Raw genomic sequence first — 19803 nt, 5'->3', positions numbered from 1 at the left:
CTAACAAGTTTTCCAAACTTGCTCGTATTCGATAATGTTTAAGAAACTATGGATTGAAAAACCATCAGGATACAAAGTTGCTTCAGGATTAATATTAGCTATATCAGATAGTAGATAGCTATCGTCCCTCAGCGCTATTAAAACTTCTTCCAATGATACTTTTAAATAACCAGAGAAGCGTTGGTGGTCATTCTCTATCGAAGTATCAATAATCCATCCGGTGACTTTAGGAGCACAATTATCGCTATGAAGTCCTAGAGTTGACCTGAAGGTGTTATCGCACAAAAGTGTTTGCTTAACGGCGTTCACTTTTCGTGAAACTTGCTTTCCGGCCTTCCTCAAAGTTCTTGTTTTATGAAACCACGCATCTCTTTTAGTGCTCCGTAAAAACGTAGACTTGACTTCAAGGACAATAACTTGGTCGTCCAAAGCACAGATGATGTCTATTTCACCAGGATCGCCTTTATGTGTTTTGGCAGGTTGAAAATTGAGTAATACGTTGAATCCACGAGCTTTTAAAGTTTCAGCTAACCTCGCTTCAATAGCCGCCGTCTCGGCACGAGTCTCACTTCGTCGAGCACCAATTCGCCTAAGGTTATTAATGGCGGCTGTAGAGTTGTTCTGTAATGCTATCATCCAAGGAAACTGAATAAGTTGATTACCTAGTGTGAATATTGGACGCTCATACAGCTCTGGCATCAACATCATAGATGATTCTTTGCTTTGCAGTTTCTTTGCTGTTGCTTTCAGATCAAAAGACCAAAAATCGATTATAGCTTCAGCTGCTCTTGAATTCCCACCAGGGAAATTCTGATTTACAGTCCAGCTTTTAAATTTGTTAATTTTATCTTTTTTGGAAGACCATGTTATTGGGAAGCGATTCTCTCCCTGCATAAGCCCTTCAAACGCCAAACGACTAATAGCTGTTAAGCAATTCCTTTCAATCAACACATGTTTTTGATAGGGCTCTATAAAGGCTTTGTTAAAAAAGGCAGTCATCATGTTTAACGACAGCAGAGCTTCATATAAATTTACGCGTAACCCTGAATCGGCGGTTAAATAGTCGTTTAAGCCGTATACTTCAATTAATCGCAACTGGTTAGATAGAGTGTTGATAACCGCCATTTGGTTTGCGTCATGGTTTTCTAGTGAGCCAATTTGTTGTTCAGCTATCCCAGAAGCGATAGCTTCATTTATACCTCGGTTTAACCAATAACCATCAAATAGCTTCAACTTAAGGCTATCTCTTGTCCAATCTAGTCTAAGTTGTTTATCTGCCTCCTCTATTACGGCACGCCCGCTTGTAATTGCGAATGCGATGCTATCGTCGAAGCAAAATGCATGGGCAGATTGTGAAATAAAACTATTGATGGCAATTTGCTTTGCTATCAGGTCTGACAAGTCTTGGTAGGTTTTATTATCGACTTTTTCTTTAGCGACAGGGAATAGAAAGGGGCTTAAATGCTCCTTGATACTTTCAAGTATGCACCTCTCTGTTATGCTAAGATTCTCAATGTTAGTATTCTGTAAATTCCAAGCGAGTATGTCTTTAAAAGCACTCCAAAACTCACTTATTTGTCTGTCGTCAACTAAGTTGTTGACAGCATCGACATGCTGTATTAGCTGCTTTTCAACAGCAAAGAGGCTAATGTAAATTAAACAGTCTATAGTGTTCAAGTGACTAAGCTTACTTTGAGCACGTTCTAACTCAATTGTTAATATTTCATGCTCTTTGTGCAATAGTTTGATGATAGCGGTAAATTCACCAAATTCATTAGGCTTGCGTTTAGCAAGTTGCTTAACTTCTTGCCATTTATTAAGGTTTGGTTTTAAGGCCAGTTCTGAATACCGAACGGCATCTTTTATCGATAAAGGTGATTGACAGGCAATTTGCTCCAACAATGTAAAATTGCTAACGACACTTTGGCTGAAGTACCTTGTTAGTGCTAAGACAAAAGACTCGGATTTGAAGACAGAAAATGGGATAGTTTGCCAAAACTCGCTATGCCAAAATGCTTGATGCCTCTCTACCGTTGAGACCTTTTTCCTTTTAGAGCCCGAGGGTTTATTATCAAGGTAAGTCTCTATGACTTCTAGGGCTGCGTTGTGTGTTGAACCATTGATAGTAAGGGTGCTTTCAAATTTTTTATCGTAGTATTGTTGGTTATCCATAATCTTCTACACAGCTATTAATGATAAGGTTTGATTCACTATTCTTTTCTTCAGGCTACATTGGCGAACAGTATTGTGATATATATTTATTGATAAAAACTCTACTTTCACATACGCCCTCGAACATTGGATATAGTTTACGAATATTACTCCAATTTTTACTAGAGTATGGTATCCCTGGCATCTCCTAAGTTGACTCGGCTAGTAAGCATGATAATGAACCTCTAGAAGTTTGTATCGAACATACCAATAATCCATCGCACATACCCTATTTACTCTTGTTTCTCTTTCTCTTCACCTTTCGTAATGAAAGTCGCTCATATTTTAGACAGTTGATACTGCTATTTACTATCATTTATTCGCTACCGCTCTCATTCTTGTATATTTTTAGTTTCCTATTTTTTGAAGAGCATTTAATAGGTGTTGGCGATGTGAGTGACACAACTCCGCTAGATTTGGTTGGTAGTATTGTGGTGTTTGGGTTTATATGCTTCAAAAGCTTTCAATTGTTTAAGAAACGAGATATGAAAATGTCTAAGAGTTATAAACTCGAGATGTTTGCGAACTCTTTGAGTCGCTTTTTGATTTCTAACATTAAATTTTTAGTCATTCTGTTCGCCATTATTGTGATTGCGATTCAATCGACAACACCGGTTATAGATCTTGAGGTTCTTAATGAGGGGCCTGTCGAACATTTCATTATCCTTCTCTTAATTTTAGTTATTAATATTAATGCCTTTAATGCTTTCAAATATTGCGGGAGAGTGTAGATGAAGTTCGCTATTTCTATCTTTCTCTTACTTACCCTATTTGCTCCATCTGTATCAGGGAAGCTGAGAATCCAAGGTTGTGACAACTTAGAGACTCTAGATGCACAACATTTTGTCCTATTTAATAAAAAAGAACTGATCGAGCTTGGTGAATGTCTTGCTTTAGAAGTATTAAAAGGAAACAACGCTTACGATTGGGGCAACACTTGCAGAGAATATATAGAAGATGAACAAGCCATATTGGGTACTCTTGTTTTGAGTAAGCTTGAGGCAATACAAATAGGGCAATGTGTTGGTGCAATAAATTATATTTACGTGCGTTATCACAAAGAAGAGGGTCAGTTTGCGAGTTGCTTCAAAGGCAAAAAGGCTGTTCAATTGTTAGCTGATTTGAGGGGAGACTCGCTTAATAAAAGAGAGCTTAAGACTCTATTGTGTCGGAGATAACTACCTTATGAATACTCGGTCAGACTCAATCGAACATTGTGCTAAGGTTTTTTTAGGTTGCAAAAAGTTGCCTGCTAAAATTCGTGATGCTCTTCATAATATTTTAACCAAAGGTGAAACCCAAAAAGGAAAAAAATGCACACCGCCATTAAATACAGCTTTTCGGGTAAGCATAAAGGGGAGTGAATCAAGCGACCATAATGAAAGACATTTTGTTTTGCCAGGAAAACAAAATGCAATCTACAACATCCTCTGTCTTTGGCATTTAATTGGGGTGACAAAAACTAAGGAAATCTTGCACAAAAGACATCAAAACGAATTGAAAAAAAAAGACATGCAATTGCTAAATAACGTAGCGGACGAGCATTACCTCCAGTTTTTTTGTCTAGGCATAGTACGATCAGATATTGAAAAAATCTCGAATCAATTACAGGATGCAAATTTTGATATTTATACACAAAAATTAACATCTCCTTTTCGCAACAATAAGCTAAGCAAACAAGATAAGTATGGCATCAGTAGCATTTTATATTTAGCTGACAAAAATATTCCATGGCGTGAATATATGAATAAGTATCAAAAGGCTGAAGTGCTATTTCTCAATAAAAAGCTCGACGAAGCTAAAAAGTGTTTGGAAGAACTGAGAGATCTATCAATGATTCGATTACCAATTATTGATACATTATTGAGGAAAATAAACGCTGATGAGCAAGAAAATAAAGAAGCTCTCAACTATTTAAAAGAAATTTTAAAATAAGGCTTTTTTGTGCTCCGCACAATTTCATCATGGTTTCTGAAATCAAACAGGAGCTGAAAATGAAAGCCATTCACAAACAAATAAACAATCTGCTGAACAAGCAAAACAAATCTATTCAACAATGTCACATTGAACGAGCTGTACTTATCCAGCAGCAGTTGGAATTAGGCTGCCCGTATTCAAAGCTAGGTGGTCAGCAGTTGACAGTAAACAAGAATTTACTTCGTTTCAAATTAGGTAGCTATCGCTTAATTATTCGTGCGGTTAACAATAAATACATCCCTGAAATGTTAATTCAAAGAAAACACCTAGAGCAAAAACTAAAGCGAAGGTGAAACAATTCTGTTTTACAAAACAAAAGTTAATTAGGAATTGAAATGACTATTAAAAACAAAAAAGCAATAAAACCTTCAGATAATAATTCAAATATGAAAAATTCGAATAAAAAATCTAACGGCACAAATCTGCAATATGACCAAGTGCATGGTAATCGTAGCAAACAATTAAACGAACAAAAGAGTAAATAACATGAATACATCACAAAATGAAAATATGCCAAATTCATCGGCAAACAAAGACATTCATCCCTTGAAAACGATAAAGGATGCAATTGAGTTCGACAAGTATGAGCCATTTCCTTTGCAAATAAAGCAACTGAATTTTGATAAATTGAAATGGAAGCTTACAAAATCCATCGAAGCATCTTGGAGTGAGGAGCTTTGCAACTTAGCTGAAATTGAATATAAAAAATTTCTTTCGTTAAAGCTGATTTATCCGAAGATCTCCTTCGTACCAAACAAACTTGTAGATAAATTTTGGCATGAACATATCTTAGATACGGCTTCTTATATGAATGATTGTCAAAGCGTATTTGGCTTTTTTCTTCATCACTACCCTTACTTTGGTATCTATGGAGAAGAGGATCAAAGCAACTTGCAGGACGCTTTTGAGCAATCAGTTAAGATTTATGAAAAGCACTTCGGAAAATACCCGGAACATCAATTGTTAACTGGTGATTTGAAAACAGCGATGCGTTGTCAGGATCATGCATGTCATGTAGCTAGTGAGTGCGCTTGTCGTGTCGAAGGGGCTTGCAAATAGCTTATTGGTAAAGAAGTAAGATAACGGAATAAATAAAAGGAAGCCTCGTGCTTCCTTTTTTAGGATTAGTCTAATTGTGATTTGTTTCTTATTGCATGAGCTTCCATCGCTTAATGAGCCCTAATAGACACGTTTAGTAACCGTTGATGTCACTTTTCAATAAAAGAGAGCGTTATTCTAACTATCGCGAAAAATTGTCCACCAATTAGTGAATAATTACCTTATATCCCATTAATTTTTGCACTCCGAAGCCGAGGTCACGCGTTCGAATCGCGTCGGGAGCGCCATTTCCATCTTTTTGTGTGTTCGCTGACTAGGTCACAATATTTGATTTTGTTGCTCGTGACCATGCAGTGACCATTTTGAAACCATCAGACAAGTTATAAACGATATCAAGTCACCAATTGCGCAGGTCTTAGATCAATTAAGAAGTAGGTAGCGGAATCATTACATATGGTTTTAAAGGTCAAAGTGCAATATAAACGTGAAATCCAAGGTAAGCATAGATTTATAAAGGATTCTACTATTCACTGGTTTTATAGCATTTTTTATAATTTATTGGCGTTTTAAACAAAAGCCTTGGGGGTATTAGTGTGTGTGGTTCACGATAGTTTCCTTCTAGGGCAAATTTTCGATTAGCCAAGGAAAAATAAATGAAAGCTTTATATGTCGCCTCGATACTTCTATTGTCAGCAGTATCATTTAATGCAAAATCCACAATAATAAAGACTCAGGAGTTGGTATTTACCCCTCTTGCTAGCGAAGCCATAGAGGGTGAATCCAAGAGACTATTCTCAGTGCTTAGTTTAGGCTTATTGGATACTATGCAAAATGGGTTGAACTTATTCAACGACGATAAAACGATATTAGGTTTCAGTAACCGTTCAGTTTCGAACATCGTTACTGAGTCAGAGGTTGCCAATCAAGACGGAAGCCGCACGAGAATATCCAGTGATGTGCGTGTAACGACTAATCGCACATTATTGGGCTTTGACCTAAAAAATATTTTTAACATAGATAACTTCTCGGTTGACCGTATAAGCTTTAACGAGGGAGCATTATTTTTTGATTTTAGTGAACTTAGCGTAAATGTATCCTCAAGCCTTGTGCTAGATATACTTTTTAGTGCAGAAGAAAGCCTAGAAACTATCAATCAACGAAGTATCATCATACCAGCTAGCGATCAACTTGAAGAGGCTAAAGCGATACCAGAGCCTACAACAATCACGCTTTTCATGCTTAGTCTTTGTATAGCTGTTGTGCTTCGTCAGCGCTTATCAATTTAAGCACTAACGTACAAGCCATAACTCTTGTCCTATGGCTTGTACATTTACTTCCTATTCAAGACTGATGAAGTTTTCAATATGTTGGGGTAAAACGTTGTCATATGGCATGCGCATGACTAGTTTTGTGCATGTGTCACAGTAATCAATCATCTTTTCGAGCACGTCGTCAAGATCTTCGAGTGTTTTGGTCCCTACTTCAACTATGAATGTAGTGGCACCAGTGATGTTGTAAATTTTAATAATCTCATCATATGTGAGTAAAATAGCACGAAATTCTTTTTCTTTAGTTCTGTGTACTTCACACTCAATTAGCGCTCTAATCGGAATTCCTAACTTGGCTAAGTTAATCTGTGGTTTATAGCCAGTTATAATCCCTTCCTCTTCCATTCTTTTTATACGCTCTGTAACCGCCGGTGCCGACAAGTGAACTCTCTTTGATAGTTCGGAGTACGACATACGCGCGTCCACTGAAAGTTCCTTCAATAATCTCAAATTTATCCTGTCCATAAATCACCATAAATATTTCTTATAATCATTAATGCATTATTCCTTCAGGCAATGCAAGTTAATCGCCGCATTCAAGACGGTGCCTATCTTGTAAAAGATTATTTACGTGTGACTTGATGTGACACAGATTATTGTTAAATATTCAAAATTGAAATTGCCTTGATTTTAAAAACCGAGGAATCAAAGGTTTAACTTCTATATTTCCTATTTTTCTGTGTTTAGTGAATTAAAAAACCTAAGTAACATTATGTGACTAATAGCATGTAGTTTGGAGTCACATGATATGGAAAGTAGCGATAGAACAGCGACAATTGAAGAGTTTAAAGCGGATGTAGCATTTAGTATTGGCCTTCATTCTAAGTTGGATAGGATGTTGTTGTTATTTATGAAACGGATAAAGTCGAGATTAGGGCTTGTCGATGTTTTAACATATTGGCAAAAGAAGCAAGGTAGTTGGGAAGCATTGAGTGTAAACCAAGGTGAGATCACTCCTCCTAAAGAATATGCACCCTTCGTAGAAGAGGTTTATCAAGATCATAAAGACTATCAAATCCTAACATCTCCAAAAGGAAGTTTTTCTTACTTTTTTTTAATACCGAACTTCGGTGTCTTACAGTTGATTACAAAATTTTCACCTTTAGACAAGGCTACAATATACGGGCTGCAACCATTGATGATAAAACTAGCAATTTCGGCCATATTGTGTAAGCGCTTTCATCGTCAGGCGGAGGAGTTTAATAATCTCTTAACTGCAACCGAACATACAACGAGAACCACTAATATCGTTTCAAGTATTAGTCTTATGACTTTTGAAAACTTTCTTAAATGCTTGAAAGAAATAATTTGCTACGATGATACGAACTTTAGTGTGGGGGCAGTGATGCTTTTCGACTTTGATCGTTTTCGCTCTGTAAAAGATTACTCAATATTTGACTTCAATCAAGAAATTTTGTTTGCTTTAAAAGCAAAGCTACAGTTAATACTTCCGCAGAATAGTGTTATTGCACAAGTCGAAAGTGACATATTGGCGGTATTGCTTCCAAATATTTCTACTAACCATGCTCGAGCCACCCAATACGTAACATCTTTAGTAAACGCGTTTACGGCAGAAATAAGTAATCCCATTGTGATAAGCAATAGGCAATGCTTAATGAGCTTTAAATGTGGGATACAAACCTTTTCTGCTGCCAGCACGAATGAAGAAAACAAAACCATTCTGTCGCAAGCGATAATAAAGCAAGCAGAGTTCGCAATGGATTCAATTCATTTGGAACAGGGCAAGTCATATAGGTTCTTTACTAAAGAATTAAACGCCATTGCTGTTCGACATCGCACGATTGATAACGCTTTGCAAAATGCAATTCAAGAAAATGAATTAGAAATATTTTATCAGCCTATTGTTAATGCTCAAGAGGAGATAATAGCTGCTGAAGGTCTTTTGCGGTGGAACAGTAGTGAACTTGGTCCAATATCGCCAGCAGAATTCATTCCGATTGCAGAAAAGAATGGCTTGATTATTGAGCTTGGTTATTGGGTTCTTAGGCAAGTATGTATGAGAATCAAAGAAAACATTAATTCCAAAACTGAAAAACAACTTAAGTATATAAGTGCAAATGTCAGCGGGATACAGTTTCAGCATCACCAGTTCGGCGAAGTAGTAAATGAAATTTTGAATAAGTACCACCAGTCAAAGAAACACCTACGCATAGAAATTACTGAAAGTATTGCCGTAACAAATCTCTCAGCATTAGAGGTTTTAATCGAATCATTGGGTCAGGATGGAGTTCAATTCATGTTAGATGATTTTGGTGCAGGTCAATCATCACTTGCTTATATTCACAAACTTACTTTACATACCATAAAAGTAGACATGAACTTTGTTTCCGGAGTACACAAGTCACCAAAAAAACAAATTTTATGTAACGCTATTTCTGATCTTTGTCAGCAAATGTCCCTCGAGTGTATTGCCGAAGGAGTGGAGGCGCCTGCTGATTTTGACTACCTTAGAAGTCTTAATATTCATGGGTTTCAGGGCTTTTACTTTTTCAAGCCTTTAAGCAGTGATGAGTTTCACCTGGCATTAAAGGGTTAAGCTACTATGAGTGCAATTACTCCTTATGAGGTTGCTCACGAACCTCAGTTTCATATTACGTTAGGCGTTTTTGATATAACCGAAGTTTCAGATATCCTTACAAACCATTTGGAGTTCATTAATACATACAATTCGTCTGCATATTTAAAATCAATATATAACAATGGATCGATAAAGATTACATTATGGAAGCTACCATCGTCGAACAGACAGTACATCAATTCGATTGGTACTGGTTTTCATCTCATTGTAATGCCAGTTCCGGCAAAAGAATTTATAAAATTATATCGTTCTATCATTAACAGAAAAGTGAAAGTAGAGATTCCAGCGTCTTTTAACTTAGTACAGGATGGTGCATACTTTTCAATCACAAACTCTGGTTTTACTACATTGAGAGTTGTTTCGCGAGCATGTATAGATGTTTTGGATAGTGATTCGCCTAACTTACCATAACCGATAGATTACACATTTTTCTCTCCAAGGATTGCAAACATAAAGTAGTTACATTCATGTATACGTTCTCATTTTAAGTAGCGTATCAAGTTGAAAAAAACTACACAGACTCGCGTAACCATGCCTTTCGAATTAATCGTTAGGGAAAGTACACGATCAATTGACTCTAACAACTTCTAAGCACGGTTAGGTCTCGCATGAAAACAAGCGAACTGCTCGTTGACTATGTTCTCGGGAGCCGAAGGATGTATCAATAGCATTTTTAAGTGTTCCTGTTAAAATTTACGAAATGAATACTAAACAAGGACTGTTATGTACAAAGGTAGATTGGATAAATGGGATGCAGTTAACGGTTATGGTTTTATCCGTTCTGACGCGTTAACAAGCGACACCTTTATTCATATCTCTGCACTTAAACATATGAGTCGGCGTACCTTGTGAAAACGATTCGAGGTTTTAACGGCATCCCTTGTATCAATGAAATAACAAAGTTGAGATAGCACTATGCCAACTCATAAATCAGGCAACGACGCTTTCTATGACAATCACGTCAGCGAACTCAATGCTCAATATTTGTCTGTCAAAGCGGAAGATGTTCATGAAGCATGGCTTCCTTCTTTGCAAAGTAACAACAGCGCTGAAAGCAACCTGCATGCCCTCGACGTTGGCACTGGCGTTGGTCGAGACGCAGCTTACCTTTCTAGTTTGGGCTACAAAGTCGTTGCCGTTGATAAGTCACAAGCCATGCTTGAGCAAGCTAAGCAAAATTTTCCTAATCAATCGATTACGTGGTTACAAGACGCCTTACCCTCACTGCGTGAAGTGAGAAAGTTGGACCTTAAGTTCGACGTCATTCTGTTAAGCGCGATTTGGATGCATATTCCCGCTTCAGAGCGAAGAAAGTGCATACGTATACTCAGTAGCCTATTGGTGCCAAACGGTAAAATCGTTATCACTTTGCGCCATGGTAGTTTTTCAGACGGTAGAACAGCTCATGGCGTTTCTCTTGACGAATTACGCTTACTCAGTCAAGCGTATGGCCTGATTTTTCGTTCTCCTTCTCGAGCATTCACACAAACGCAAAAGTGGCAATCAGATAAATTAAATCGCCAAAATGTGACGTGGGAAACGGCCATTCTTACTTTGCCTGATGATGGCTCCGGTGCGTTTCCTTTATTGCGAAATATTGTTATCAATGATGCCAAAGCAGCAACTTACAAAGTGGCTTTGCTCCGTTCTGTTCTGAGGATTGCAGAAGGGCATCCTGGGGCTGTTATTCAATCAAAATCCACTAGCTCAATGGTGGCAATTCCACTGGGTTTGGTCGCCATGTATTGGTTGAAGCTGTTCAAGCCTTTGATTGATAATTTCAATATGCCACAAAACTCAAACCCCAATAAAGGACTTGGCTTTGTGAAGGAGTCAGGTTGGTTGCAATTAAGCGGACTCACGAATAACGATGTTTTCGTTGGTGCCATCTATATGGAGACTCATAAACAGGTTCACCGAACCTTATTGGACATCACGCGTACGATAAAAAATATGCCTGCTAAATACATCACATTGCCTGGCACTGACACGTGTGTTTTCGAAGTGGATAGGTTACGAAGCAGAGCGCCAAAAACAAGTCTACTCTTGGATAACAATTACCTGATGGGCTTGGGAACCTTATATGTGCCAAGGAATATTTGGCGAACATTGAGTGACTATAGTTGTTGGATTGAACCGGCTTTAACAAATGAATGGCTTAGGGTGATGCAAGGGTTTGAGGCGAAAACGGGCCGCAGTTATAGTTTGGAACAATATCATTTAGCACTGAAGTGGGAAGACCAAACCCGCTCCACCAATAAAGTGAAACAGCGCGTCTCTATTTTACAAAAACAACAAGATATCGTGTGCACATGGGGCAAAACTAAATTAAATAAACGCTACGATATCGACCATACCTTTCCCTTTGCACGCTGGCCGAATAACGATTTGTGGAACTTGGTACCAACGAAACCAGCAGTCAATCGAAACAAGTCCGACAAACTGATCACAGAGCAGCGTTTGCTTAATTCAAAAGAAGAGGTCATGCACTTCTGGCAGCAGGCATGGCAGGAAGAACAAAGACTTTTTTTCACACAGGCAAACATGGCCTTACCCGATTTAAGTGCTGAAAATACGGATTTTGATAGTGTGTTTGAAGCCATGTTGTCTCAGCGCGATAGAATTAAGGAAACTCAGCAGTTAGTAGATTGGGCTTGAACGTTAGTTGACTAAATTGGTCCAATTTGACCTACTTCAACATCTGCTTTCTATACTCAATCGCAGTGACTAGAAACGCTTGCTTAAACCGCCTGCAAAAATAAGAATAGTCATTGTATCCAAGTGAAAACGCGATGGCTTTCACCGACTTACTTGTGTACATCAATAGCTTGCATGCTTCGCGTAACCTTCGTTCTTCCAGTAAGCTCTTTACGCTTTTACCAAAGTGACGTTTGCAGATAACATTCAAATAATTGTTGCTGATGCTCAACGCGGAGGCATAAAAACTCACATTGCTATCAGAGGCAAAATGACGTTCAAGCAAAGCGCGAAACTTGGTGACATGAGATGTGCTTGATTCCTCCTGTTTTTGCCCTTTTTCTTCAATAAACCAGCGGTTTAGTATAACAAGCAGTTGATAAGTCATTGCTCTCAAACAGTGTTCACTATCCATTTTTAAATCTGTAAATTCATGCAGGATATCATCAAGAAGGCTGCTGACTTTCTTAAACTGTTCTGTCCGAAGCGTTAGTGCCATTTCTCCACTGGTAGAATGAAAGAAGCGAAAACGATGTAAGAATTCACTGTCTTGGAATAGGTGAAGAAAGAACGAAGGTTCGAAAAGTACTACAATGGCTTTAAAGTTATTTTTTAAGACAGTACGTCTAACAGAGTGAGGACTTGTGAAGAGCACCGTTCCCTCGGTCGCATTGAATTTGTATTGATCAATCCAGACGTCGGCATAACCTTCAAGCACAATAATAATCTCATAGAAGTCGATTATGTAGGGTGTGTCTGTTCGTACAAAGCTGCTTAAATCATCTAAGTATGCCGCATCAATGAGTAATTCTTGAGCATACTTTTTTCTATTGAACTTAAAGGTTTTCACAAAGATCTCAAAATGCGTGGATAGTTGAAAAGTACCATTCGTAACTTGCTTTGTCCATTGTCGTTCAGTCTAGTTCCTTTATGATCACTAGGTAAACCGGAGGAAGTAACATGCATCACAGTTTTCGATTAGTCATCGCGATAATTTTGTTTTCAACAGTATTTGCTATAAATGCGAATGAAAAAGAACGTCTAGTCATTCTATCAATCGATGGCTTGGGGTGGCATGAATTACAAACATTCAAAGACGATGGTACTTTGACTAGTGGCGCTCTAGTTCAACAAGACTTGATAATTAACAAGCTACAAGTCCTTGCTACAGGGAATACAGGGCCTAGTCATATTACTGCATATACCGGCGTTGAGCCGAAAGAGGGTGGTTGGGTTGGGAATACCTATTTGGTCCAAGGTCAATCACAAAAGACACGTCAAAGTGCCTTCACAGCGGTAAAACCGCACTCGGAAATTAAGCATGTAGTCACCAAAATTAAAAATAAAGGCTTGAGCACAGCCTGTTTGAATGCCCCTACCGTAAACCCAAACCTACAATGTGATTTCCAACTCAGTTTTTCTCCTCGAGTAGAGCCTTCCTGCGGCTTTTCTCTGACTAAGACAAATACTAAACTTCAATGCGGGACGGACAATCTCGCTATTGATTCGAATCGCTCAACAGTAACGTTCAATAATGTAGAAGTCACCTTGAAAGAAGGTGCCGTCGCGCCAATGTGCTGGTCAGAGAACGAAAAGTACTTTTCTCGATTGTTGTATAAAGAAACAAGTAGAGAAGGCATTAAACTCTATGTGGGACCTAAGCATTCTGTAAATGCCAATGATGCTTTTCACCGAGAGGCCCCGTCTTTTGTTTGCTGGCCTGGCTTAATCGATGGAAATAGCATAAGACTGGGTAAGATCTCACAAAGTGGTTTCTATAAGATCAGCCTATACCAACACGATTATGCTATGCGATTACTTCAGTATGTTTTGTCAATGCAGCAATATGACGTTGTTCTTGCCTACACTTCATTTTTAGACAAGGTTCAACACGAACTATTGTCTGAAGTAGTTATTGATTCTCAAGGTAATACTATCAACTTTGTTGAGAATGCTTTCGCGGTCGTTTCGGATGATCTTAAGAGCATCATCGACAGCCTAAATAAAAATGACTCGATGTTAGCTTTTTCTGATCATGGTTTTCAGAAATCAGACTTTGTGGTCTTTCCAAATGGTCTGTTACGCCCGTTCAATAAAAACATTCAGAACGATAAAAAAGCAGCTCAAGTATTAGTGAGCGGTGCTTTAGGTCACATATATACAAATGACATGTCACGTTCGGAAAAAGAACAATTAAAAACCAGCTTGTTGAATTTGGAAATTAACGGCCAAGGTGTGTTTAATTTTGTTATTGAGAGAGGAGACGAAGGTTTTTCTGATTTCAATCATGAGAATAGTGGAGACATTGTTGTCATGGTAAATCCCGGTTTCAGCCTAGATCCTCGTGTGCCTCCTACCGACAGATTTATCTATCCATCAATGGCCAAACCGGATGAAAAGCTAAAGAAATTACTGGTCGATAAAGAGTATTTGTTTTTAAGCAAAGGAACGTCCAATAGGGTCTCACCCGGCGTGCACGGTTTTAAGAGTGATGTTGCAGAAATTGATGGCATTATTTTTGGCACCAACACATTTCAAGTTTTGCTTGAATCTGGCACAAGAAGTAAGAAAATCAGCGATGTAACTCCACTAATTGAAAAAGCAATATCAGCACATTAAGCCGAATACAAATATGCGAGTATTCAATGTATGAATGGCGGACTTCACACTTTCTGTTTATATTGGTCTACATAAAAATAAACATTTTGCTGATGAGGAAACTGTAATGAACAACGAGATGATATTTCTGCCAGTACTTGCAAATATCCTACTGGTCTTTGGTATTTATGCCTACATGGGAAAAGCAAAATCACGAGCAGTAAAACAAGGAAGTGTTGATAAGAAAGTGGCAGCTCTAAACTCAAAGGCATGGCCCGAAAACGTTGTGAAGATTTCCAACAACCTAGACAACCAATTCGAATCACCGATCCTCTTTTACGTACTAAGCATTGTTTATTATTTAACAAATAATGTGACGGATATCCTAATACTCACCATGGCTGTCTATGTTATTACGCGTTACCTCCATAGTTACGTGCATATGACATCTAACTACGTGCCGTATCGCTTCAAATTGTTTGTCCTCGGTGTGTTAATTTTGTTGGGTTCATCGGTTTGGTTGGCAATAAAAATAATTACCCAATGACGCTAGACACCCAACACCTCAACAAAAATCGCCAAGACCTGAGTCAGTTAGACGAAATTTGGTTGTTCGGCTACGGCTCGCTGATCTATAAAGTTGATTTTGACTACATCAAAAGTGAGAGAGCACATATTTTCGGTTACGAGCGACGCTTTTGGCAGGGAAGTCATGATCATCGCGGTACGCCCGAAAAGCCAGGCAGAGTGCTTACGCTCGTTGAGTCAGAAAACACGCGCTGCGGCGGTGTCGCATTTCAGGTTAGTCACGATGTATTCGATCATCTCGATCACCGTGAAAAAAACGGCTACCAGCGCCATGAAATTAGCCTTCATTTGGATTCCGGCAAGGCAGTCACTGGTTTGGTGTATACGGCTGATGCCGACAATGAAGCCTACTTAGGCGAGGCGAGCATTGCCGAATTAGCTGAGCAAATATATGAGTGTAGCGGACCAAGTGGACCTAATAGAGAGTATGTCTACGACTTGGCTGCGGCATTGCGTGCTCATGGCGAAATTGATGAGCATGTATTTGCGATAGAGAGGGCGCTCCGAGCAATGGAGCCAGCGTAAATACAATCGTCCCCTATTGACGACATGCGCTCATTTGATGATACTTAATTGATGGCACCAGCTATAACTTACACTTAAGTACAGCATTTATATTCAAGGAAGACATGATGAAAATGAAAACACCACTCTATGCTGCAGCGCTCCTTTCACTCGGCGTTGTTAACCAAGCAGCTTTTGCTCAACAACCCACCCTATCTTTCGTTGAGCTTGGATATGGTCAAACTAAGATTGAAGATGTATTTTCGGAAGACCGTTTTTCAGGTCTTAACCTGTCAGCCTCTTTTGAATTGACAGAGGATTGGTATTTGCCCATAAACTATTTCAAGCACAGTGCAGATGACACGGCTACTTTCTCTCAGAGTTATACAGACGGTGTGAATGTCTTCCAAGAAGACTTTGACGAAAAATTTGAAGTGGATTACTCAGAATTTAGTATCGGATTAGGCTACATATTCAGGCTAGGCGATAGTTCTATGTTCACGGCAGATATTAGCTACTTGAAAGTTGAGGCAGAGGTAGCAACCACCGTCAATATTCGCACAACGTCGCCCACTGTCCCTGAAACCTTATTCACAGATCGATTTAGTGCATCAGAAAGCGACGATGGTTTATCTTCAAGACTTATGTACCGTAAGCGGGTGAACGATGCATTTCAGTTCAACGCAGGCTTGCACCTTAAAGTTGCTAGAATTAATAGTGAAACGGAGTCAAACAGCAGCGTGATTGCAGAGGGTTTGTATCATATCAATGAAAATTTTGCTTTGAAGCTTGCTGCTAGCTTAGGCGATGATGATGCAATGATTGGCTCTGTCAGATATTCCTTTTAAGACGTACTGAGAATAGCGCACCGTTTACCTAGCTTTTCCCTGCTTATCGTGGCTTTTCACCGTAAGCAGGACCACTCAAAACGGGAAAATACCATTCCCTAAAGGAATAGCGATATGTCGATTACTCAATATCTCACTGTTGGCAGTCTTGCCTTACTGTTGACGCTTAGCCCCCCGCTTACTGTTGCGCAAGAGAAGGAAACCAACCCTCTCGCAAACATCAAGTTACGTAATATTGGCCCTGCCATGATTTCAGGGCGAGTCTCTGATTTTGCTTTTAATCCAACGTCGCCCAACGAGTTTTATGTTGCAACAGCATCTGGGAACTTATGGAAAACCAGTAACAACATGACAACTTGGACTCCCTTGTTCGAGAATGAAGGTGCGTATGCAATCGGTGTGATTGAAATGGCACCCTCAAACTCCAATATCTTGTGGCTTGGATCGGGTGAGAATAATGCGCAGCGCTCTGTTGCGTATGGCGATGGCGTATACAAATCCTTAGATGGTGGTAAAAGCTGGTCAAACATGGGTTTGAAGGATTCCGGCCATATCTCGCAGATATGGATTGACCCGAAAGATGTTAATCATGTGCTGGTGGCGTCTCAAGGTCCTTTGTGGAGCAATGGCGGCGACAGAGGTTTGTATAAAACAACCGACGGCGGAAAGAATTGGCAGCGTATTCTCGACATTGATATTTACACCGGGGTGAATGAGTTTGTTGTCGACCCCAGTAATCCAGACGTGATTGTTGCCACTAGCTATCAGCGTAGACGACACGTATGGACTCTGATTAATGGGGGGCCGGGCAGTGGTATCCACAAAACCACTGATGGTGGTAAAACATGGTCACGCGTTACCTCGGGTTTACCTTCAGATAATATGGGACGTATTGGTATTGCAATGGCACCATCTTCCCCGAATACCTTGTACGTAATCATTGAATCTAATGATAAAGATAAAGGCGTTTATCGTTCGCAAGACTTTGGCCAAACTTGGCAAAAACGTTCAGGCTATATGAGTAGTAGTCCACAATACTACAATGAATTGATTGTCGATCCTCTTAACCCCGAGCGCATTTATTCGATGGATACGTTTACTAAAGTGTCAGAAGATGGCGGCCAATCTTTCCAGTCACTTTCAAACGAATTCCGACACGTTGATGATCATGCGCTTTGGATTGACCCAAACAATACGGAGCATCTCATCATTGGAGGCGACGGTGGTGTCTATGAAAGTTGGGACAGAGGACAAAAATGGCGACATGCGCAGAACTTACCTCTAGGTCAGTTTTACCGTATCCAACCAGACAACGAAAGCCCGTTCTACAATGTTTGCGGCGGAACGCAAGATAACACGTCGTTGTGTGCACCTTCGCGCACCGACCTGATCCACGGTATCACGAATGCAGACTGGACCAGCGTCATTGGTGGTGATGGATATAAGCCACAAATTGACCCAACCGACCCTAATATCATCTATGCACAATTTCAATATGGTGGTTTAGCCCGATACGATAGACGAACGCATGAACGTGTATCGATAACGCCTCATCCTAAAGAAGGTGAGAATGCCTACAAATGGAATTGGAATTCGCCAATACTGATTAGCCCGCATAAATCGACTCGCTTGCTGTATGCGGCTGAAAAAGTCTTTCAATCTGAAGATCGCGGCGAAACATGGCGTGCGATCAGCCCAGACCTTACACGGAAAATAGACCGCAATACGTTGAAAGTAATGGACCGCGTTTGGAGTGTTGATACCATTGCCAAAAATGCTTCTACCTCGATGTATGGCGCTATTATTGCCTTAAATGAAAGCCCAGTGAAAGAGGGACTGATTTACGTTGGTACAGACGATGGCTTGATTAGCGTCACTGAGGATGGTGGTGAAAACTGGCGAACGGAAAAGAGCTTCCGTGGCGTGCCAGAAATGTCACTCGTTGAAGATATCGTCACTTCTCTGCACAATGAAAACGTCGCTTATGCTGTGTTCGACAACCACAAGCGAGGCGACTATAAGCCTTATGTGTATAAAACAACGAACAAAGGGAAAAGCTGGAAAAAGATAAGTAATGATCTTCCAGAGTGGGGTTCGGCGCATACTATCGCTGAAGACCATATTGATCCGAACCTGTTGTTCGTGGGCACCGAATTTGGCCTGTTTGTGAGTCAAAATGGCGGAAGCAATTGGTCTCAAATGAAAGGTAACTTCCCTACGATTGCGGTGCGTGATATTGAAATTCAACGACGCGAGAGTGATCTTGTCGTTGGCACATTTGGTCGCGGTATTTATATCCTTGATGACTATTCACCTCTGCGTACGCCGGCATCGAAACTCGCGAAGCAAGAGGCCACTTTATTCCCAGTGAAAGACAGTTGGTTGTATCTTGAAGGTTATCAATATGGCGGCGAGCGCAAAGGCTCAAACGGCGATGCGTTTTATAGCGCAGATAATCCAGCCTATGGTGCTGTCTTCTCTTATTACTTAAAAGATGGTTATCAAACACTACAACAGGCACGACGTGCAAAAGAAAAGGAAATAGAAAAAGCTGGTGGTGATACGCCTTACCCAAGTTGGAGTACTTTGCGCAAAGAAGATCGTGAGGAAGCCCCCAGCGTCTTTCTTGAAGTAAAAGATGCACAAGGTGAAGTGGTTCAGCGTGTTGAAGCTGCATCAGGCAAAGGCTTCCATCGTGTTGCATGGGATATGCATTATCCCTCGTCTGCGCCAGTATCGCTTAGCAAACCATCTGGCTATGTGCCACCTTGGGCCATTCCACCGAAAGGTCCCATTGCCTTACCTGGCGACTATACCGTTACTCTGAAGAAGCGTCAGTTTGGAAAGGTATCAGCTTTATCAGAGCCGAAAACTTTCGCCCTGAAGTTACTGAATAATAGTCCGGAAATAACCTCTGATCGCGACGGTTTGCTTGCAGTACAGCAGCGCGCAGCGAATCTTTATCGTTCAGTTAGCGGTGCGTCGAAAGCGCAGAGTGAATTGCGCACGCGAATTGCTCATTTGAAAGCGGCGATTGATGTCACACCATCAGCCACCGAGGAACAAGCTCAAGCGGTAAGAGCCTTGGCAGACCGTCTGGCTCAGCTAAGCGTGTTATTAGATGGCGACGCTACAGTACGCTCACGTCAAGAGCCTGTGCCATGGTCGGTCTCAGGACGCACACAAAATCTTTACTGGGCAATTAGTAGCAGCCAAAAAAGTGTGTCAGGAAACCATTTAGCATCACTCGATATTGCAGAGTCGGAATATACCCGCGTTGCTGATCAACTGAAAACCTTACGAGCGGAACTGGAAGGATTGGAGGCACAACTCGAAGCGATTGGCGCACCATGGACACCAGGCAGGATCCCTACGATAGAGTAAGAAGCTTAAG

The 19803-nt window shown here is 40.1% G+C and carries 19 protein-coding genes; 16 read left to right on the top strand and 3 right to left on the bottom strand.

The window, feature by feature from the left end; all coding sequences use genetic code 11:
- Window positions 1-2172 carry an NERD domain-containing protein gene (locus RM556_RS06825; RefSeq protein WP_311374226.1) on the bottom strand — a complete coding sequence of 724 codons (2172 nt, stop codon included), beginning with the start codon at window positions 2170-2172 and terminating at the stop codon, window positions 1-3.
- 431 nt (window positions 2173-2603) lie between these two features.
- Here RM556_RS06825 and RM556_RS06820 point away from each other — a divergent pair, with 431 nt between their 5' ends.
- The 7 genes from RM556_RS06820 (at window position 2604) to RM556_RS06790 (ending at window position 6533) form a co-directional block, all read left to right on the top strand.
- Window positions 2604-2942: a hypothetical protein gene (locus tag RM556_RS06820; RefSeq protein WP_311374225.1), complete on the top strand. Its 339-nt coding sequence runs from the start codon at window positions 2604-2606 to the stop codon at window positions 2940-2942.
- A complete protein-coding gene (locus RM556_RS06815) occupies window positions 2943-3389 on the top strand; it encodes a hypothetical protein (RefSeq protein WP_311374224.1) in 447 nt (148 codons plus the stop codon).
- A 7-nt stretch (window positions 3390-3396) separates the two neighbouring features.
- Entirely contained in the window at window positions 3397-4146 is a 750-nt protein-coding gene (locus RM556_RS06810; RefSeq protein ID WP_311374223.1) for a hypothetical protein, read from the top strand.
- Window positions 4147-4205: 59 nt separating this feature from the next.
- Window positions 4206-4481 (top strand): hypothetical protein, encoded by a 276-nt coding sequence (locus RM556_RS06805; RefSeq protein WP_311374222.1) that lies wholly within the window; start codon window positions 4206-4208, stop codon window positions 4479-4481.
- Window positions 4482-4523: 42 nt separating this feature from the next.
- Complete coding sequence (locus RM556_RS06800; protein ID WP_311374221.1) at window positions 4524-4673, top strand: hypothetical protein; 150 nt, start codon at window positions 4524-4526, stop codon at window positions 4671-4673.
- A gap of 1 nt (window position 4674) precedes the next feature.
- A complete protein-coding gene (locus RM556_RS06795; protein WP_311374220.1) occupies window positions 4675-5247 on the top strand; it encodes a hypothetical protein in 573 nt (190 codons plus the stop codon).
- 653 nt (window positions 5248-5900) lie between these two features.
- On the top strand, window positions 5901-6533 hold the full coding sequence (locus RM556_RS06790) for a PEP-CTERM sorting domain-containing protein (RefSeq protein WP_311374219.1): 633 nt from the start codon (window positions 5901-5903) through the stop codon (window positions 6531-6533).
- A 51-nt stretch (window positions 6534-6584) separates the two neighbouring features.
- Here RM556_RS06790 and RM556_RS06785 read toward each other — a convergent pair whose 3' ends face one another.
- Window positions 6585-7040 (bottom strand): Lrp/AsnC family transcriptional regulator, encoded by a 456-nt coding sequence (locus tag RM556_RS06785; RefSeq protein WP_311374218.1) that lies wholly within the window; start codon window positions 7038-7040, stop codon window positions 6585-6587.
- A 283-nt stretch (window positions 7041-7323) separates the two neighbouring features.
- On the opposite strand from RM556_RS06785, the gene RM556_RS06780 reads away from it, so the two are divergent.
- The 4 genes from RM556_RS06780 to RM556_RS06765 all read left to right on the top strand — a co-directional run bounded on the left by RM556_RS06780 (window position 7324) and on the right by RM556_RS06765 (window position 11832).
- A complete protein-coding gene (locus RM556_RS06780) occupies window positions 7324-9132 on the top strand; it encodes a GGDEF domain-containing phosphodiesterase (RefSeq protein ID WP_311374217.1) in 1809 nt (602 codons plus the stop codon).
- Between the two features lie 6 nt (window positions 9133-9138).
- The gene (locus RM556_RS06775) at window positions 9139-9585 is read left to right on the top strand and encodes a hypothetical protein (protein WP_311374216.1); all 447 of its coding nucleotides are present in this window, start codon (window positions 9139-9141) and stop codon (window positions 9583-9585) included.
- Window positions 9586-9897: 312 nt separating this feature from the next.
- Window positions 9898-10026: a cold shock domain-containing protein gene (locus RM556_RS06770; RefSeq protein ID WP_409220061.1), complete on the top strand. Its 129-nt coding sequence runs from the start codon at window positions 9898-9900 to the stop codon at window positions 10024-10026.
- A gap of 63 nt (window positions 10027-10089) precedes the next feature.
- On the top strand, window positions 10090-11832 hold the full coding sequence (locus tag RM556_RS06765) for a methyltransferase domain-containing protein (RefSeq protein ID WP_311374215.1): 1743 nt from the start codon (window positions 10090-10092) through the stop codon (window positions 11830-11832).
- Between the two features lie 31 nt (window positions 11833-11863).
- Here RM556_RS06765 and RM556_RS06760 read toward each other — a convergent pair whose 3' ends face one another.
- Window positions 11864-12721 (bottom strand): AraC family transcriptional regulator, encoded by an 858-nt coding sequence (locus RM556_RS06760; RefSeq protein WP_311374214.1) that lies wholly within the window; start codon window positions 12719-12721, stop codon window positions 11864-11866.
- Window positions 12722-12831: 110 nt separating this feature from the next.
- On the opposite strand from RM556_RS06760, the gene RM556_RS06755 reads away from it, so the two are divergent.
- The 5 genes from RM556_RS06755 to RM556_RS06735 all read left to right on the top strand — a co-directional run bounded on the left by RM556_RS06755 (window position 12832) and on the right by RM556_RS06735 (window position 19793).
- Window positions 12832-14490, top strand: coding sequence for an alkaline phosphatase family protein (locus RM556_RS06755; RefSeq protein ID WP_311374213.1), 1659 nt, complete (start codon window positions 12832-12834; stop codon window positions 14488-14490).
- 106 nt (window positions 14491-14596) lie between these two features.
- On the top strand, window positions 14597-15016 hold the full coding sequence (locus tag RM556_RS06750; protein ID WP_311360793.1) for an MAPEG family protein: 420 nt from the start codon (window positions 14597-14599) through the stop codon (window positions 15014-15016).
- Window positions 15013-15582, top strand: a complete 570-nt coding sequence (locus RM556_RS06745; protein ID WP_311374212.1) for a gamma-glutamylcyclotransferase — start codon at window positions 15013-15015, stop codon at window positions 15580-15582. Before RM556_RS06750 ends, RM556_RS06745 begins: the two co-directional genes overlap by 4 nt.
- A gap of 104 nt (window positions 15583-15686) precedes the next feature.
- On the top strand, window positions 15687-16409 hold the full coding sequence (locus RM556_RS06740) for a hypothetical protein (protein WP_311360795.1): 723 nt from the start codon (window positions 15687-15689) through the stop codon (window positions 16407-16409).
- A gap of 114 nt (window positions 16410-16523) precedes the next feature.
- Window positions 16524-19793 (top strand): glycosyl hydrolase, encoded by a 3270-nt coding sequence (locus RM556_RS06735; RefSeq protein ID WP_311374211.1) that lies wholly within the window; start codon window positions 16524-16526, stop codon window positions 19791-19793.
- Window positions 19794-19803 lie beyond the last annotated feature (10 nt).

Origin of the sequence: Alteromonas sp. W364 (assembly GCF_031846205.1) — a bacterium.
Taxonomy (GTDB): domain Bacteria; phylum Pseudomonadota; class Gammaproteobacteria; order Enterobacterales; family Alteromonadaceae; genus Glaciecola; species Glaciecola blandensis.
This window is presented reverse-complemented; position numbering and strand designations above follow the sequence as displayed.